12 protein-coding genes are annotated in these 15,615 nt (G+C 72.9%); 5 read left to right on the forward strand and 7 right to left on the reverse strand.

What is annotated here, in order from left to right; translation table 11 throughout:
- Positions 1 to 73: 73 nt before the first annotated feature.
- Genes D9599_RS20015 through D9599_RS20040 form a run of 6 tightly spaced genes read right to left on the reverse strand, consistent with a single transcriptional unit; the run spans position 74 to position 6,309 of the window.
- On the reverse strand, positions 74 to 2,422 hold the full coding sequence (locus D9599_RS20015; protein WP_198383057.1) for an MMPL family transporter: 2,349 nt from the start codon (positions 2,420 to 2,422) through the stop codon (positions 74 to 76).
- Positions 2,419 to 3,930 carry a LolA-related protein gene (locus tag D9599_RS20020; protein ID WP_198383058.1) on the reverse strand — a complete coding sequence of 504 codons (1,512 nt, stop codon included), beginning with the start codon at positions 3,928 to 3,930 and terminating at the stop codon, positions 2,419 to 2,421. The genes D9599_RS20015 and D9599_RS20020 overlap by 4 nt, the downstream gene beginning before the upstream one ends.
- Entirely contained in the window at positions 3,927 to 4,214 is a 288-nt protein-coding gene (locus tag D9599_RS20025) for a hypothetical protein (RefSeq protein ID WP_198383059.1), read from the reverse strand. The genes D9599_RS20020 and D9599_RS20025 overlap by 4 nt, the downstream gene beginning before the upstream one ends.
- On the reverse strand, positions 4,211 to 5,551 hold the full coding sequence (locus D9599_RS20030) for an AMP-binding protein (RefSeq protein ID WP_198383060.1): 1,341 nt from the start codon (positions 5,549 to 5,551) through the stop codon (positions 4,211 to 4,213). The genes D9599_RS20025 and D9599_RS20030 overlap by 4 nt, the downstream gene beginning before the upstream one ends.
- Positions 5,544 to 6,011 carry a hypothetical protein gene (locus tag D9599_RS20035; protein WP_198383061.1) on the reverse strand — a complete coding sequence of 156 codons (468 nt, stop codon included), beginning with the start codon at positions 6,009 to 6,011 and terminating at the stop codon, positions 5,544 to 5,546. Before D9599_RS20035 ends, D9599_RS20030 begins: the two co-directional genes overlap by 8 nt.
- Positions 6,012 to 6,033: 22 nt before the next feature.
- Positions 6,034 to 6,309, reverse strand: coding sequence for a phosphopantetheine-binding protein (locus D9599_RS20040; RefSeq protein ID WP_309228669.1), 276 nt, complete (start codon positions 6,307 to 6,309; stop codon positions 6,034 to 6,036).
- A 92-nt stretch (positions 6,310 to 6,401) separates the two neighbouring features.
- Between D9599_RS20040 and D9599_RS20045 the strand changes: the two genes are divergently transcribed.
- Positions 6,402 to 7,430 carry a DUF3473 domain-containing protein gene (locus tag D9599_RS20045; protein ID WP_198383062.1) on the forward strand — a complete coding sequence of 343 codons (1,029 nt, stop codon included), beginning with the start codon at positions 6,402 to 6,404 and terminating at the stop codon, positions 7,428 to 7,430.
- 48 nt (positions 7,431 to 7,478) lie between these two features.
- The gene (locus D9599_RS20050; protein ID WP_198383063.1) at positions 7,479 to 9,242 is read left to right on the forward strand and encodes a DEAD/DEAH box helicase; all 1,764 of its coding nucleotides are present in this window, start codon (positions 7,479 to 7,481) and stop codon (positions 9,240 to 9,242) included.
- Between the two features lie 20 nt (positions 9,243 to 9,262).
- Here D9599_RS20050 and D9599_RS20055 read toward each other — a convergent pair whose 3' ends face one another.
- On the reverse strand, positions 9,263 to 10,663 hold the full coding sequence (locus tag D9599_RS20055) for an efflux transporter outer membrane subunit (RefSeq protein WP_198383064.1): 1,401 nt from the start codon (positions 10,661 to 10,663) through the stop codon (positions 9,263 to 9,265).
- 166 nt (positions 10,664 to 10,829) lie between these two features.
- Between D9599_RS20055 and D9599_RS20060 the strand changes: the two genes are divergently transcribed.
- The 3 genes from D9599_RS20060 to D9599_RS20070 are packed head-to-tail and all read left to right on the forward strand — an operon-like array spanning position 10,830 to position 15,370.
- Positions 10,830 to 11,720, forward strand: a complete 891-nt coding sequence (locus D9599_RS20060; RefSeq protein WP_198383065.1) for an FkbM family methyltransferase — start codon at positions 10,830 to 10,832, stop codon at positions 11,718 to 11,720.
- A gap of 42 nt (positions 11,721 to 11,762) precedes the next feature.
- Positions 11,763 to 13,931, forward strand: a complete 2,169-nt coding sequence (locus tag D9599_RS20065) for a peptidase domain-containing ABC transporter (protein ID WP_198383066.1) — start codon at positions 11,763 to 11,765, stop codon at positions 13,929 to 13,931.
- On the forward strand, positions 13,928 to 15,370 hold the full coding sequence (locus D9599_RS20070) for an HlyD family type I secretion periplasmic adaptor subunit (protein WP_198383067.1): 1,443 nt from the start codon (positions 13,928 to 13,930) through the stop codon (positions 15,368 to 15,370). Before D9599_RS20065 ends, D9599_RS20070 begins: the two co-directional genes overlap by 4 nt.
- Positions 15,371 to 15,615 lie beyond the last annotated feature (245 nt).

A 15,615-nucleotide genomic window follows, 5' to 3' on the forward strand; every position in this document is an offset into this window, starting at 1 on the left:
CGCATCGGGCAAGCCCGCTGTGCAGCGGGGCAGAGGTTGAATTTCATCCCGCGGGCACGGCCGCAAGAGCGTTTCACGGGATGGATCGCCCTGCGTGGGGCGCCAACCCGAGCGCCAACAGGAAGGCCGCCGCCACCCCTACCGAGACCGTCAGCCCGATCCCGTGCAGCACCGGCGTGGCGCAGAGCGCCAGCATCCCGAAGGTGAGCAGCGTCGTCACCGTGCAGGTGAGCACGGCGGCCAGGGTGCGCGCGGCCTCCGCCAAATCGGGCTCCGCCCGGCCGAGGAAGAGGGCGTAATCCAATCCGACGCCGGCCATCAGCAGCAGCGCCACGAGGTGAAAGGGCGTCAGCCGCTCCCCCGCCGCCGAGAGGACCGCCAGCACCACCAGCACCGCGCCCGCGATGGGCGCCGCCCGCAGCAGGGCGGGCAGAGGGCCGCGCAGCCCCGCCGCCAGCAGCGCCAGCACGGCCAGGGCGCCCACCCCGCACCAGAGGAGCGCGCCGCGCGTGGTGGCGGCGATCATCCCCTCCGTCTCGCCCTTCACGTCCACGAAGAGGATCCCGGGGTTGCCCAGCCCGGCCACCGCCGCCCGCACCGAACCCGCATCGGCGACGCCCGAAAGCAGCCCGAGGCCCTGCCACCCCTGCCCCCGCCGCGACAGCATCGGCGAGAGGCGGGCCGAGATCAGCGGCGCCGCCGCCAGCGCATCCAGGTCCAGCAACGGCAGGGTCCGGCTCTCCTCCACCGCCGCCAGGAAGGAAGCGAAGGCCTCGGGGCGGAAGGGAAGCCCCGCCATGGCCTCGGCGAGCCGCGCTGAGAGAACCTCCGGCGCCGGCATCGCCGCCTGGCGTGCTTCCTGCGCGGCGCGGCTCGGCAGGTAGCGGCTGGGCAGGTCCAGCCCGCCCAACCTTCCATCGGCCAGCAGGGGCGCCAAGGCCTCGCCCACCCGCTCGGAGGCACGGAGCACCGCCTCCTCGCTCCGCCCGCTCAGGGCCACGAGGTGCCGCACGTCGGGTGCGCCGAGCTGGGCGCGGAGTTCCCCGTCGAGATTCCGCTCCGTCTCCGGTACCGGGCTCAGCCGGGCGATGTCGTCCTCCCAGCGCGGGAGGCCCGCGGCCGCCAGCCATGCCACCGACAGCGCCATCACACCCCAGGCCAGGGGGCGCCGCCCGCGCAACCGGCCCAGAGCCTGCAGGACGAGCGCCGGCAGCGGCCGCGCCACTACGGACTCCGAGGACAGCAGCCGCGGCAGCCCCCAGCGCGTGACCGCCACCCCCACCAGCAGCCCCGCCGCGCCGAAAAGCCCGAGCTGCGCGAGGCCGGGAAAGCCCGAGGCCATCATCGCCACCAGCCCCATCGCCGCCGCCCCGGCAGCCAGCCGCAGCGTCGGCCAGATCCGCCGCGCGGCCGCCCCCAGCGCTTCCCCAGGCCGGCGGCCCGTCAGCAGCAGGATGGGATAATCCACAGCGACGCCCAGCATCGTCACCCCGAAGCCCAGCGCCGCCCCCTGCACCCGGCCGAAGACGAGCGCGACGGCCATTGCCCCCGCGAGGCTGCCCGCCAGCAGCGGCACCCCCGCCGCCAGCAGCATCGCGCCCGAGCGGTAGCGCCAGACGAGGAAGCCCAGCAGCAGCGCGCCCGAGAGGATCGAGACCCGCTCCACATCCGCCTTCACCGCCGCGGCCGCGCTGGCGGCAAAGACGCCGGGCCCGGAGAGCAGCAGCCGCACCCCCTTCGGCCCGGCGGCGGCGAAGGCGGCGCGCACGGTCTCGGAGGCCTCCCGCTGCCCCTCCATGTCCGTCCCCGCGGCCCGGCTGCGCGCCACCAGCAGCGCGCGCGGCGGCCCCTCGCCGCCCGCGAACCAGGCGCCGTCCTTCATCGTCACGGTGCTGCCGCCGAGCCAGCCGCGCAGCATCTCCAGGAACACCCCCGTGGGGTCGGCGAAGCCAAGGCGCGAGAGCACGTTCGAGAGGGAGGAGCGCAGTCCGTCCAGCAGCGCCTCCAGCCCCCGCCGCAGCGCCGGCACCTCGAAAATCCCCTGAGCGGGGGAGAGGAGATAGCGGTAGCGGAACAGCAGCGCCTGCTCTCCTTCCGTCAGGTCGCCGGTGCCGTTGCCGACGAAGGCGAAGAGCCCACCGTCGCGCAGCGCGGCACCCATCGACTTCGAGACGCGCGCGAGCTCCGGCACCTCGGCCCCTTCAAGCCCGACCAGCAGCAGCGTCGCCGCCGCGCCGTCGCGCAGTTCGCCCAGCAGGAAGGCGGCCTCGGGCGTCGCGGCGGGGGGAAGGAAATCCGCCATGTCCGTGCGGATCTCGACCAGCCGGAACAAGGCGGCGCCGAGCAGGGCGAGAAGCAGCAGCGCGACGGCCGGGCGCAGGGCAGCCCGGCCGCGGGCGGCAACCGTGGAAGGATCGGTCACGAGCGCGGCGTGACCCGCATGACCGAGGATTCGTTCCCCACCGTCTGGAACCAGCGGATGCCGCCCCCGGTGCCGCGAATCTCCACCCGCTGCACCACGGCGCGCACCCGGACCGAGAGAGGGTGCAGCACGATGGTCCAGGCGGGCAGCGCGCCCTCGAAGGACACCTGGTAGAAGCGGCGCAGCGTCACGAGGTCCCCGGCGAGGGTGGAGCGGATCGCCTCCACCAGCGCCCGCACCTCTGGCGCCTGGTCGAGGTTCACCTCCTGCCGTTCCCCGCGCGAGGGGCGCTCGTAGACCAGCCGGTCCCCGCTCACGACCACCCGCTCCTGGAAGGGCTCGGCCACCCGCTTCTCGAGGGTGGAGGGCGCCTGCCAGAGAAGCGTGCCGCTGCTCGGCAGGGTGTCGGCCAGCCCCGCGATCTCCTTTGTCTCGACGAAATCAGCCTCGGTCCGCCGCACGGCGGCCAGGGCGGCCATCACCGCCTCCAGCCCGCCCTCCTGCGCGGCGGCGGGAAGGGCCAGCAGGGGCATGGTCAGCACCGCGCGCCGGGCGACGGCCGGCGCCGGCTGCGTCGCGGCCTCCGAAGCCAGGGCTGGGGCGGGGGCCGGGGCGCCCATCTCCTCCCAGAAGTCGTAGAAGTTGAACCAGTTCGCCGGGTGCTCCCGCGCCACCTCCTCCAGCCGGGCGGCGTAGCGCAGCACCGAGTCCCGCAGGTCCGCCTCGCGTGCCGAGCGCCGCAGCACCACCCGTTCGGCGAATTCCTCGAAGCGGATCTCGTAGCGCCGCGGGCCGCGCCAGATGCCGAAGGCGAGCATCACAGGCGCCCCCAGCACGGCCGCGAGGATATGCGGCCCCGCCGGCAGCGGCGCCGTGGCGCCGAGGAAGGGCACCGGCACCACCCGGTCCTCCCCCACCGCCGGGCGGCGGTCGGCCAGGATGCCCACCAGCCCCCCGCGATCAAGGCACTCCTTCGCGCGCAGCATCGAATCGGGACGGCCGAGGGCCACCACCCGCTCCGCCTTCTCGGGCGAGAGGGCGCTGAAGACGGCGTTGGCGAGGCGCGCGTTGGCCTCGTACATGAAGGCCATCACCTCCACCGGGCAGCCGCGGTCGGCCAGGGCGCGCATCGCCTCGAAGGAGCCGAGATGCGCGCCGAGCAGCACGCAGCCGCGCCCGGCCGCGATATGCGCGTCCAGCGCCTCCAGCCCGGTGACCGTGATCCTGAAGCCCGCCGTGCGGCCCTGGAGGAGGTAGACCCGGTCCAGCATCGTCGCGGCAAAGGCGAAATAGGGGCGCCAGAGGTCGGGCCAGCCAGGCTCGCGCCCCAGCGCCCGCCGCTGGAAGCGCCGCACCGCCTCCCGCTGGTGCGCGGGGGCTGAGAACATGAACCAGGCCGTCACCGGGTAGAGCAGCGCGTGGGAGAAGCGCCAGCCCATGCGCCGCGCGATCCAGGCCATCAGCCGCAGCGCTGCCCCGCCCCGCTCGCGCTCGCGCGTCCAGCTCATGGCGGCGCCACCTCGCCGCGGAAGGCGAGTTCACCGCCCACATGCGCGGTGAAGCCGAGGCGGCCGCCCTCCAGCGGGCGCAGCTCGACCAGCACCTCCTCCCCCGGCAGCACGGGCCGCAGGAATTTCGCCGAGGGTAGCCGCGCCGCGCCCGCGAGCCCCGCCGCCGCCATGACGCGGTCGAGCAGCACGACCCCCGGCACCACGGGGCGGCCGGGGAAGTGCCCGGGCAGGCAGGGGTGCTCCCCCGGAACCGAGAAACGGAAGGCGCGGCTCTCGCTCACGTGCCGCTTCCCGAGGCCTGCGGCAGGCGCTCGCGCAGCGAATCGAGGCTCCGCCGCGTGATCTTGCCCACGGCATCCCGCGGCAGGCGCTCCACCATCACCACCGGGCGGGGCAGGAAGACGTCCTCCACCCGCCCGCGCAGCGCGAGGAGGATCCTAGCGGGGGTGAGCGTCGGCGCCACGACATAGGCGGCCAGGCGGGCGGTGGGATTGGCGTCGAGGTCCTCGGGCGCGAGGAAGACCCCGTCCTCTACCCCCTCGATCTCGCTCAGCACGCGGTTCAGCCCGGCCAGGGAGGCCCGGCGGCCGCCGCGCTTCACGATATCTCCGCGCCGCCCCAGCAGGCGGAAGCGGCCGTCAGGGGCGAGCTCCACGAGGTCCGAGAGCGGCACCGGCGCGGGAAGGCCGGGCACGAGGGCGCTGACGACTTCCTCCCCCTCCGCCCGCAGGGAGACGCCGTTGTAGAGGGTCCAGGCCTCGCCCTCCACGGTGCGGCGGCTGGCGATGGAGCCCATCTCCGTCGCGCCGTAGATCTCCAGCACCGGGATCACGCCGCCGCCGAGCGACGCCTCGGCCGCGGCGGCGAGGGAAGGGGCGAGCGGGGCGGTGGCCGAGATCACCGCCGAGACGCCGGACACACCCCCTGCGACGAGGGCGCGGAGCTGCAGCGGCGTCGTCACCAGCACGCGCCTCCCGGGCGCGGCAGCCACCGCCTCCGCAACCTCGACAGGATAGAAATGCGGGCCGGAATGGATGGCCACCGGTGCCTGCAGCGGCAGCATCATCGTCGTCTCGAAGCCGTACATATGCGCCGCCGGCACGGTGCCGATAACCGTCGCGGTGTCGGCGGGATCGTCCAGCCCGAAGCGCCGCGCCGCCGCACGCGCCCCCGCGACGAGCGCCCCCCAGGGCTTGGCATGCGCCGCCGGCTCCCCCGTGCTGCCGGAGGTGAAGCCGATGGCCGCCTTCGCCTCGGCCGGGATGGCGAAGTTCGTGCCCTCCCCCTCGCCCCAGGCTCCGGCCACGGCGGCGGGGATCGCCGTCTCCGCCCCGTCAGTCAGGGCATAGGTGCCGGGATAGAGGGCCGCCAGCGCTCGCTGCCGGTGCGGCGAGCGATCGGCCGAGAGCAGCGTGACCTGCCCCCGCGCCAGCGCCGCCCCGAACCCCACGAGCGCGAGATAGCGGTCGGCACAGAGGTTCAGCACGCAAACGCCGTCCGGCAGCCGCGCGGCCAGCGCCGCCACATCCGCGAGGAAGCGCGCGGCCGTGACGGCCTCCGCGCCGCGCCGCGCCAGCACTGCGCCCGGCGCGCGGTTGAGGAAGAAGGGGCTATCCATGACGCGCCCGCTCCGCCCGCAGGATGGCGCGGAAGGTCTGGTCGGGCCAGGCAATGCCGCCCGCCGGAAAGCACAGGCTGCGCACCACGTGCTCCCCCAGGAACAGCAGGAGGAGGGCAGCGAGCGGCAGCAGGTGCCAGGCCGGGCCGCCACCGGCCAGGGGCAGAAGCTGCGCGACGGCCGCGAGCGCAAGGGCTACCGCCCAGACCGCGGTGAGACGACGGGCATAAACAGCGCATTCCGCGCCGTCCCGCCGCTCGTCGAAGCGGATGTAGTGGGCGATCAGCGGCTCCCGCCCGCGCCGCAACGTGCGCGCGAAACCCCAGGCGAAGCCGGCGCAGGCCAGGGTGGGCAGGAGCGGCAGCACGGCGCGCGCGGCATCCTGGCCGAAGGCGAGCCAGGCTGCGCCGAGCACCACCGCGGGCGCGAGGCGCGTCCCAAGACGCCCCGCGAGCCGCACCCCCCTTCCGCGAGGCGGCATCTCAGCCCACCCGGTTCTTCTCGATGTGCGCGGAAAGGCTGCGGAGCGAGGCGAAGATCCGCCCGTTGCGCTCGTCGTCCGAGCGGAGCTGGAAGCCGTATTTACGCGAGACGGCCAGCGCCATCTCCAGCGCGTCGATGCTGTCCAATCCCAGCCCCTCCCCGAAAAGCGGCGCTTCCGGATCGATCTCCGCCGGCGCCACTTCCAGTTGCAGGGCGCCGACAATCAGTTCCGCCACCTCCGCCTCAAGGGCCGTCATCGCCGTGATCGAAGCCACTCTTTCGTCTCCACCCTGGGCGCCTCCATCCTGGCCCCCATGTTGTTTCATGGTTAAGCACAAGGAATGTCGCTGCGCTTTATGAAAGCTCCATGACCCGACATGTTACAACATGGAAGGTGCGCGCGCGCCACGCTCCCTGCCCTTTCGCGCCCATTCCGCAACAACTGACCTTCACGGCGGACGTGGAGCCGAGCCCGACCGACCCGACCGGCCGGCGCCACTTGGCCGCGACGGCCGCGCTGCTCGACCTGCTGGACGAGACCGGCGCCCGCGGAACCTTCTTCATTCTTGGCGAGGTGGCGGAGGCGGCGCGCTGGCTGGTGCGCGACATCGCCGCCCGTGGCCACGAGGTCGCCTCGCACAATCAGACGCACCGGCCGCTCAGGGCGCTCGGCCCCGCGGGCCTGCTGGCCGAGGCCACGCGCGCCCGCGCGACGCTGCAGGACCTCTCCGGCCAGGCGGTCGCGGGCTTCCGCGCGCCCTTCTTCTCCCTCACGGCCCGCACCGAATGGGCGGCGCGGGTGATCGCCGAGGCCGGGCACGCCTACTCCTCCTCCGTGCTGCCGGCGCGCTGCTTCGGCCACGGACATCCCCTCGCGCCCCGCCACCCCTTCGCCTGGCGCCTCGGCGACGGCGAGGAACTGCTTGAGCTTCCGGTGCCCCTCGCCCGGCTCGGCCCGGCCCGCCTCCCCTTCCTCGGCGGCATGTATCTCCGCTACCTGCCGGCCTGGGACCTGCGCGCCATGGCCGGGCGGATGGAGGGGCCGCTCGCCTGGATCTACTGCCATCCCTACGATATCGACATCGGCGAGCCCTTCCGCCGCGCGCCCGGCATCGGGCTGCTGAGCGGCGCCTTCCTCTGGGCCAACCGGCGCGTGACCCTCGGCCGTCTGCGCGCCCTGCTGCGCGGCCGCCGCTCCGTCCCGCTGGGCGAGCGGCTCGAGGAAGCGCGCGCCCTCGCCGCCATTGGGGAGGGAGTTCCGCCCCGCCGCAGGGCTGGAATGCGCAGCCGCCGGTTGTGGCTGGCCGGCCGAACACCGATATCTCCGTCTCCGGTGCCGCTTCGACCGCGCCCGGCCCCCGAACGCGCCGCCCCCCCGCGCCACGACGTGCCCTGACGCACGCCGGAGCCGCGATCAGGCGCCCCTTCTTCATGGACGCCTGAGATGTCTTTCGACTCCCTGCCCCAGCCCTTGCGCGACGCCCTGTCCGCCCGCGGCTACGCCACCCCCACTCCCGTCCAGGCCGCCGTGCTGGCCGAGGGCACCGGCGCGCGCGACCTGCTGGTTTCCGCCCGCACCGGCTCGGGCAAGACCGTCGCCTACGGCCTCGCCATGGCCACCGACCTGCTCGGTGAGGCCCCGCGCCTGCCCGCCCCCGGCCACCCGCTGGCCCTGATCGTCGCGCCGACGCGCGAGCTGGCGCTGCAGGTGAAGACCGAACTGACCTGGCTCTACGGCCCCTCGGGCGGCCGCATCGCCTCCTGCGTCGGCGGCATGGACCCGGTGGCCGAACGCCGCGCCCTCTCGGCCGGCGTGCACATCGCGGTGGGCACCCCCGGCCGCGTGCGCGACCACATCGACCGTGGCAACCTCAAGACCGGCGCCGTGCGCGTCGTCGTCCTCGATGAGGCCGACGAGATGCTCGACCTCGGCTTCCGCGAGGAGCTGGAGGCGATCCTCGGCGCCCTGCCCGAGACGCGTCGTACCCTGCTCTTCTCCGCCACCGTGCCGCGGCCGATCGCGCAGATGGCGAAGCAGTTCCAGCGCGACGCGTTGCGGATTGAGGCGACCTCCGGCGACGAGCCGCACGGCGACATCACCTACCGCGCCGCCCTCGTCGCGCCGAGCGACGTGGAGCGCGCCGTGGTGAACGCGCTGCGCCTGGAGGACGCGCCGATCTCGATGGTCTTCTGCGCCACCCGCGCGGCCGTCGCCCGACTGCACGGCAACCTCTCTGAGCGCGGCTTCGCGGCGGTGGCCCTCTCCGGCGAGCTTTCCCAGGCCGAGCGCACCCGCGCGCTGCAGAGCCTGCGCGACGGTCATGTGCGGATCTGCGTCGCCACCGACGTCGCCGCTCGCGGCATCGACCTGCCGGAGCTGGACCTCGTCATCCACGCGGAACTCCCGCGCGACCCGGACACGCTGCTGCACCGCTCCGGCCGCACGGGCCGCGCGGGGCGCAAGGGCATCAGCCTGCTGATCGTTCCGCCCTCCCGCCGCCGGATTGCCGAGCGCCTTCTCTCGGCCGCCCGCGTCGAGGCGAGCTGGGGTCCGGCTCCCTCGGCCGAGGCCGTGCGCGCGAAGGATGCCGAGCGCATCGCCGCCCGCGCCCGCGAGCTGCTGACCGAGGAGGCCGCCGAGGATGACCTGGCGATCGCCCGCACCCTCGTCGGCGGCGGCCTGCCGCTCGCGGCCCTCACCGGTGCCCCCGCGCCGAGCAACGACGACGCTGCCTGGAGCCGCCCCGAGACGGAGACAGCCCCGGACAAGCCCGCCGCCGCCGACCCGCTGGCCCTCGCGGCCGCGCTGGTGAAGCTCATGCGCGCGCCCCTGCCGGCACCCGAGGAGCTCTCCCCCGTCAGCGCCGACCGCGCCCGCCGCACCATGGCGGACGGCCCGCGCGACGGCGGCCCGCCGCCTCCCTCCGAGGGCGTGTGGTTCCGCCTCAGCGTCGGCCGCGATGGCCAGGCGGACCCGCGCTGGCTGCTGCCCTTCCTCTGCAAGCGCGGCGACGTCTCGCGCGCGGAAATCGGGCGCATCCGCATCCTCGGGCGGGAGACGCAGGTGGAGGTGGCCCCCTACGCCGCCGCCCATTTCGCGGCGAATGCCCGCCGTCCCGGCGCCGAGGACGCGCATATCCAGGTGGAGGCCATGCAGCCCCTGCCGCGGAGCGCCGCACCGCGCGCCCCAAGGCACCGCCGGGGCTGAGCCCCCCCGGCGCGGGTGCGTCAGCGGGCTGCCACCCTCGGGTTCGGCTCCGTCTGCCACCCGCCGCCGAGCGCCTTGAACAGGGCCACGACCTGGATCGTCCGCGCCGCCTCCGCCTGGGCGAGCGCGTCGCGGCTTGCCGTCAGGGCGCGCTGGGCGTCGAGCACCTGGAGGAAATCCGTCGCCCCCGCGCTGTAGAGGGAGCGCGCGGTGTCCACCACCTTCCCCGCCGTCTGCACGGCCTGCTTCAGGCCGTCGCGGTACTGCGTGAGGCTCCGCACCTGCGCCATGGCATCCTCCACCTCCCGCAGCGCCTTGAGCACCACGGTGCGATAGGCGTGGCGCGCCTGCTCGGCCTGGGCGCGGCGGATATCCACCGCCGCCTCCCGCTGCCCGCCGTCGAGGACCGGGACCCGGAGGCTCGGCGAGAGAGCGAAGAGCGGCGCCGCCATGACGCTCGACATCGTGCCGCCGCTGAGCGTCAGGCTGCCTGAGAGGCTGAGGCTCGGATAACGTTCGGCCATCGCGGCCCCGACGAGCGCGACGCCCGCCGCCAGCTGCCGCTCCGCCGCGCGCACGTCCGGCCGGCGGCGCAGCAGGTCCGCCGGCACGCTCGGGTCCGGCAGCGGCCCCTGCGGGATGGGGCCGGGCGGCGAGAGCAGCGCGCTGAGCGCGTCCGGCGCCTCCCCGCAGAGGGTGGAGAGGGCGTTGATCAGCAGATCCGCCCGCGCCTGCAGTACCGGCCGCTGCGCCTCCTGTTGCAGCAGCAGCGTCGCGCCCTGGAGGATTTCCAGCCTGCTGCCATCGCCCCCCGCCGCGCGCCGCGCTGCCAATTCGTTCGACCGCTTCTGGTTCTCGATCGTGAGGTTCGTCGTCTCCATCCCTGCCTGGGTGCCGCGCAGCTCCACATAGCTGCGCGCGACGTCGCCGAGCAGCGTCAGCAAGGCGTCGTCCGCCTCCGCCTCGGCCAGCTCGGCATTCGCCGCCGCCGCCTCCACCGTGCGCCGGTTGCGGCCCCAGAGGTCGATCTCCCAGGAGGCATCGAATCCGGCCGTGCTGTAGCCGGCCGTGCGGCCGTAATAATTAGGCGAGGTAAAGGAGCGCCCGTAGCTGGCCGAGGCCCCGGCGTTCAACTGCGGCGTCCCGCCCCCCTGCGCCTGCGCGAGCGCGGCCCGCGCCTCCGCCACCACCGCCTGCGCACGGCCGAGATCCGGATTCGCCCGCCGCGCGCGCTCGATCAGCCCGTCCAGGATCGGGTCGTTCAGCGTGAGCCACCAGGCGGTGGTCGGCAGCACCGGCAGCGTGCCCGCGCGCCCCGCGAAGGAGCCGGGCACGTTGTCGGCCGGCCGCTGGTAATCGGGGCCGATGTTGCAGGCGGCCAGCAGGAAGGCCGTCAGCAGAGGGATGGAGCGGCGTACCATTTTTGCGCCTCGGGACAGGCGGGCAGATTGCTCCCGCCGGGCGAAGGATCGGTTAACCGCGACGGCCCGATCATGCCCCTGCCCGGGCAAAGGGCCCCGCGATCTTCATCTTCTCTGAAGGGACGGGGACTAGCCTTGGCGCGGACCTCTTCAGGAGTCGCTCCTCATGACGCCAAAAAACTTGGCAGGCCCGGGCTTCGCGTCGCTGACCGGAACCTCCGTCCCGCTGCGCATCATCGATGTCGGCGCCAATCCCATCGACGGCACGCCGCCCTACGCGCCGCTGCTCGAATCGGGCGCCGCGACGGTCCTCGGCTTCGAGCCGAACCCAGCGGCCCTCGCACGGCTGCAGGCGATGAAGGGCGCGGGGGACACCTACCTGCCGCACGCCATCGGCGACGGTGCCGCGCACACGCTGCACGTCTGCGCGGCACCGGGCATGACCTCCCTCCTGCAGCCGAATCCGGCGGTGCTGAACTGCTTCCACGGCTTCCCCGAATGGGGCCGTGTGGTCGAGAGGATCCCGGTCGCCACGATGCGGCTGGACGACATCCCCGAGGCGCGCGGCGCCGACATGCTGAAGATCGACATCCAGGGCGGCGAGCTGATGGCCATGCGCCACGGCGAGGCCGTGCTCAGGGATATCGTCGTCATCCAGACGGAAGTGGAGTTCCTTCCCCTCTACCAGGACCAGCCGCTCTTCTCCGACGTCGAGCAGCACCTGCGCGCGCAGGGCTTCGTGCTGCACCGCTTCTTCCCCACCGTCAGCCGCGTGATCGCGCCGATGGTGATGAACAACAGCATCTACGAGGGGATGAGCCAGCTCGTCTGGGCGGACGCCATCTTCGTGCGCGATTTCACCCGGCTCGAGACCTTCTCCGACCGCCAGCTCCTCGCGGCCTCGGCCATCCTGCACGACTGCTACGGCTCGCTCGACCTCGTGCTGCACCTGCTCGGCGAGCACGACCGCCGGACCGGCGGCGGCCTGGCCGGGGCCTATCTCGGCGCCCTGCGCGGCCTTGCCGGCCCCGCGACCGCGGAGCCCCTGGCCGCCTGAAGGCGGGTTCCACCGTGAAAGCCCCACTCCCGGGAGGCCAGGATGCCGAATGACGGACTTGCCGTCGCGGCGGCGACGATCATGTCGCCGCTGCACACGGCACTGCGCTGCCTGTTCATGATCGCCATGTACCACGGCGTCCAGCTCCGCCCCGAGCACTTCTCGGTCGTGGCGGAGACGGACGTGCTCGGCTCCATCCTGCGCATCCTGCGGCAGGTAGGGCTGCGCGGGCGCGTGGTGCGGCGGCGGAAGTGGCGGCACCTCACCGCGCTAAGCCACACCTTCCCTGTCATGGGCCTGATGCGGGACGGGCGATGGGTCATCGTGGTGAAGGCGACGGCGGCGGAGTCCGGCGGTGCCCTCTACGTGATGAACCCCCTGGTGGAGCGCCAGGGCGTGCAGATGGTGGCGCAGGCCGAGTTCCTGCGCGACTGGAGCGGCGTGCTGGTGGTCTGCAAGGCCGACCGCAAGCCGCGCGCCGAGGGCGCCTTCGGCCTGCGCTGGTTCCTGCCGGAGATCCTGCTCCACCGCAGCCTGCTGCGGGACGTGGTGCTGGCCGCGCTCATGTCGGCGCTGATCGCCTTCGCCACGCCGCTGATGTTCCAGATCCTGATCGACAAGGTCATCACCCACCACAGCTACCAGACTCTGCTCGCCCTGGTGGTGATGTTCTGCACGCTGGCGGCCTTCGACGGGCTGTTCGCCTATACGCGGCAGTACCTCATGACGGTGGTCACGGGAAAGATCGACGCCCGGTTGGCCTCGCGCACCTTCCAGCACCTGCTGACCCTGCCGCTCTTCTTCTTCGAGGCCAACACGGCCGGCGTGCTGGCGCGCAACCTGCAGCAGACGGACACGATCCGCCAGTTCCTCACGGGGCGCCTTTTGCAGACAGCGCTGGACGCCGTGTCCCTGCCACTGATGTTGACGGTGATGGTGCTCTACAGCGGCAAGCTCACCACGCTCGTCCTCGCCTTCTCCTTCGTCATGGCGCTGCTGATCGGCTTCATGGTGCCGACCTTCCGCCGCAACCTCGAAGGCCTTTACCAGGCCGAGGGCGCGCGGCAGGGACACCTGGTCGAGACGATCCACGGCATGCGCACGGTGAAGTCGCTGGCGCTGGAGCCGGCGCGCCAGGCCGTGTGGAACGAGAAGATCACCGCGGGAATGGAGCGCCGCGCGACCGTCGGCCGCCTCTCGGCACTCGCCGGCGTGATGATGCAGGGGCTGGAGAAGCTGATGCAGATCAGCGTTCTCTCGCTCGGCGCGATGGAGGTCTTCGACGGCTCGCTCAGCATCGGCGCGCTGGTCGCCTTCAACATGGTTTCGGGCCGGGTCACCGGGCCGCTGGTGCAGATCGTCGGCCTGCTGAACGAGTATCAGGAGACGATGCTGGCGGTGCGGATGCTCGGCACGGTGATGTCCCACCCGGCGGAGCGGGACCCGGGACACCAGGGATTGCGCCCGGCGGTCTCCGGCCAGCTCGTCTTCGACAACGTGACCTTCGCCTACCGCCCCGGCAGCCCGCCGGCACTGAATGCGGTCTCCTTCACGGTCGCGCCCGGCCAGGTGATCGGCGTGGTCGGCCGCTCGGGTTCCGGCAAGACGACGGTCACGCGCCTTATCCAGGGCATCCAGACCGCGCAGGAGGGGGTGATCCGGCTCGACGACGTCGATATCCGCCACATCGACCTCGTGCATCTCCGCCGCAGCGTCGGCGTGGTCCTGCAGGAGAACTTCCTCTTCCGCGGCACGCTGCGCGAGAATCTCTCGGCGGTGCGGCCGGAGGCGACGCTGGAGGAGATCATGGAGGCCGCCCGGATCGCCGGCGCCGATGAGTTTATCAACCGCCTGCCGCAATCCTACGACACGATGATCGAGGAGAACGGCTCCAATTTCTCGGGCGGCCAGCGCCAGCGGCTCGCGATCGCGCGCGCCCTGCTGACACGGCCCAACCTCCTCATCTTCGACGAGGCGACCAGCGCGCTCGACCCGGAGAGCGAGGCCGTGATCCAGGACAATCTGGCCGAGATCGCCCGCGGCCGCACCCTCATCATCGTCTCCCATCGCCTGACGTCGCTGGCCGGAGCGGACGCCATCCTGGTGCTGGAGCACGGCCGGGTGCTGGACTTCGCGCCGCACAAGGTGCTGCTCGAGCGCTGCGGCGCCTATCAGAACCTGTGGCGGCAGCAGACGAAGCATTTCGCGTGAGCGCGACGCTCGACCACGAGCCGGTTTCCGCGCCCGCCGCCCCGCCGCCGGCTCGGACGGGCTCGCTCGTCGCGCGGCTTCGTCGGCCGCGCCAATCCTCGGAGGACGCAGCAGAGCGCGCCTGGCTGCAGCAGGGTTTCGCCCCGCCCCAGCCGGACCTCGAGGACTATATCGCGCGCCCGGCACCCTCCCTGCTGCGCAACACGCACCGGATCGCCGTCGCCCTCTTCCTGACGATGGTCCTGCTGGCCAGCATCATCCATGTGGACGTGATCGTGGCCGGCACGGGACGCCTTTCGGTGGACTCGCCGACGATCGTGCTGCAGCCGATGCAGCTCTCGGTCATCCGCCAGATCCGGGTGAAGCCGGGCGAGGCCGTGCGCAAGGGCGACGTGCTCGCCTCGCTCGACCCGACCTTCGCGCAAGCTGACCGCGCCGTGCTGCTCGCCCAGAGGAGCGCCATCCGCGCCCAGCAGGGGAGGTTGGAGGCTGAGCTGGACGGCACGCCCTTCGACCCCGAGTCGGGCCCGCAGGAGCTGATGCTCCAGCGGGCGCTCTATCGCCAGCGGCAGGCGCAGTTCACCTCGCGCCTGGCAGACATCGACCAGCGGCTCCGCAGCCACGAGGTGGAGGTCGCGACGGCGCAGCAAAATCGCGAGCTGCTCACCCAGCAGGTCGCCCTCGCGCGCGAGGTCGAGTCGATGCGCAACACCCTCTTCCGCTCGCAGAGCGGCTCGCGGCTGAACCTTGTGGAGGCCCAGGCCGCCCGCGTGCGCAACGAGCGGGAGTTGCAGGCGGCCATCGCCCAGATCAACACGGCCCAGCAGGCCATTCTCTCGCTCAAGGCCGATCGCCAGGCCTTCATCGATTCTTGGCGGCGCGAGCTGACGGAGCAGCTGGTCAAAACCCGCGCCGACTCGCTGGCCGTGGACGAGAACCTGTCGAAGGCGGACCTGGTGAACCGGCTGGTAGAGCTCACCGCGCCGGAGGACGGCGTGGTGCTGGAGGTGGCGAAGCGCTCGGTGGGCTCCGTGCTCAACGCGGCCGAGCCCCTCATCACGATGATCCCGGGCAGCGCCGCGATGGTTGCCGAGATCGCGGTCGGCTCCGCCGATGTCGGCTACACGAAGCCGGGCGACGAGGTGCGGGTGAAGGTGGACGCCTTCCCCTATCAGCGGCACGGCCTGCTGACCGGTCGGCTGCGCGCCATCGTCGCGGATTCGGCGCCCTCCTCGACGGGCGCCGCGGGTGGCTCCACCGCCTATCATCGCGCCGTGGTGGAGCTGCGCGACACCGCGCTGCAGGGAATGCCCGAGGGCACGCGGCTGATTCCAGGGATGACGCTGGCGGCGGAGATCCGTGTCGGAACGCGGAGCGTGATCTCCTACATCCTCTACCCGCTCATGCGCGGGCTCAACGAGAGCCTTCGCGAGCCCTGACGCGGAATGCCGCGCTCGAGTCGCTGCCCATTGGCCCGCGGGATCGAGGGGCCGGGCCCATCCCGCCGAAGCGCTGCGGGCCGGCGCCTCCTCTCGCGCCTGATGCTCCAGCAAGCCGCAAACCAGGCCGCGCCCCAGGTCGATGCCGCCACCCGGTAGTGGCCATGGCGCCCTCCCGGGCCATCGAACGAAGACCCCGCTTCTTAGAGTTTTGGTAATGCGGCCCTGCCACGCTCAGCCACAGC

The organism is Roseomonas sp. KE2513, assembly GCF_016107305.1.
Classification (GTDB): Bacteria; Pseudomonadota; Alphaproteobacteria; order Acetobacterales; family Acetobacteraceae; genus Roseomonas.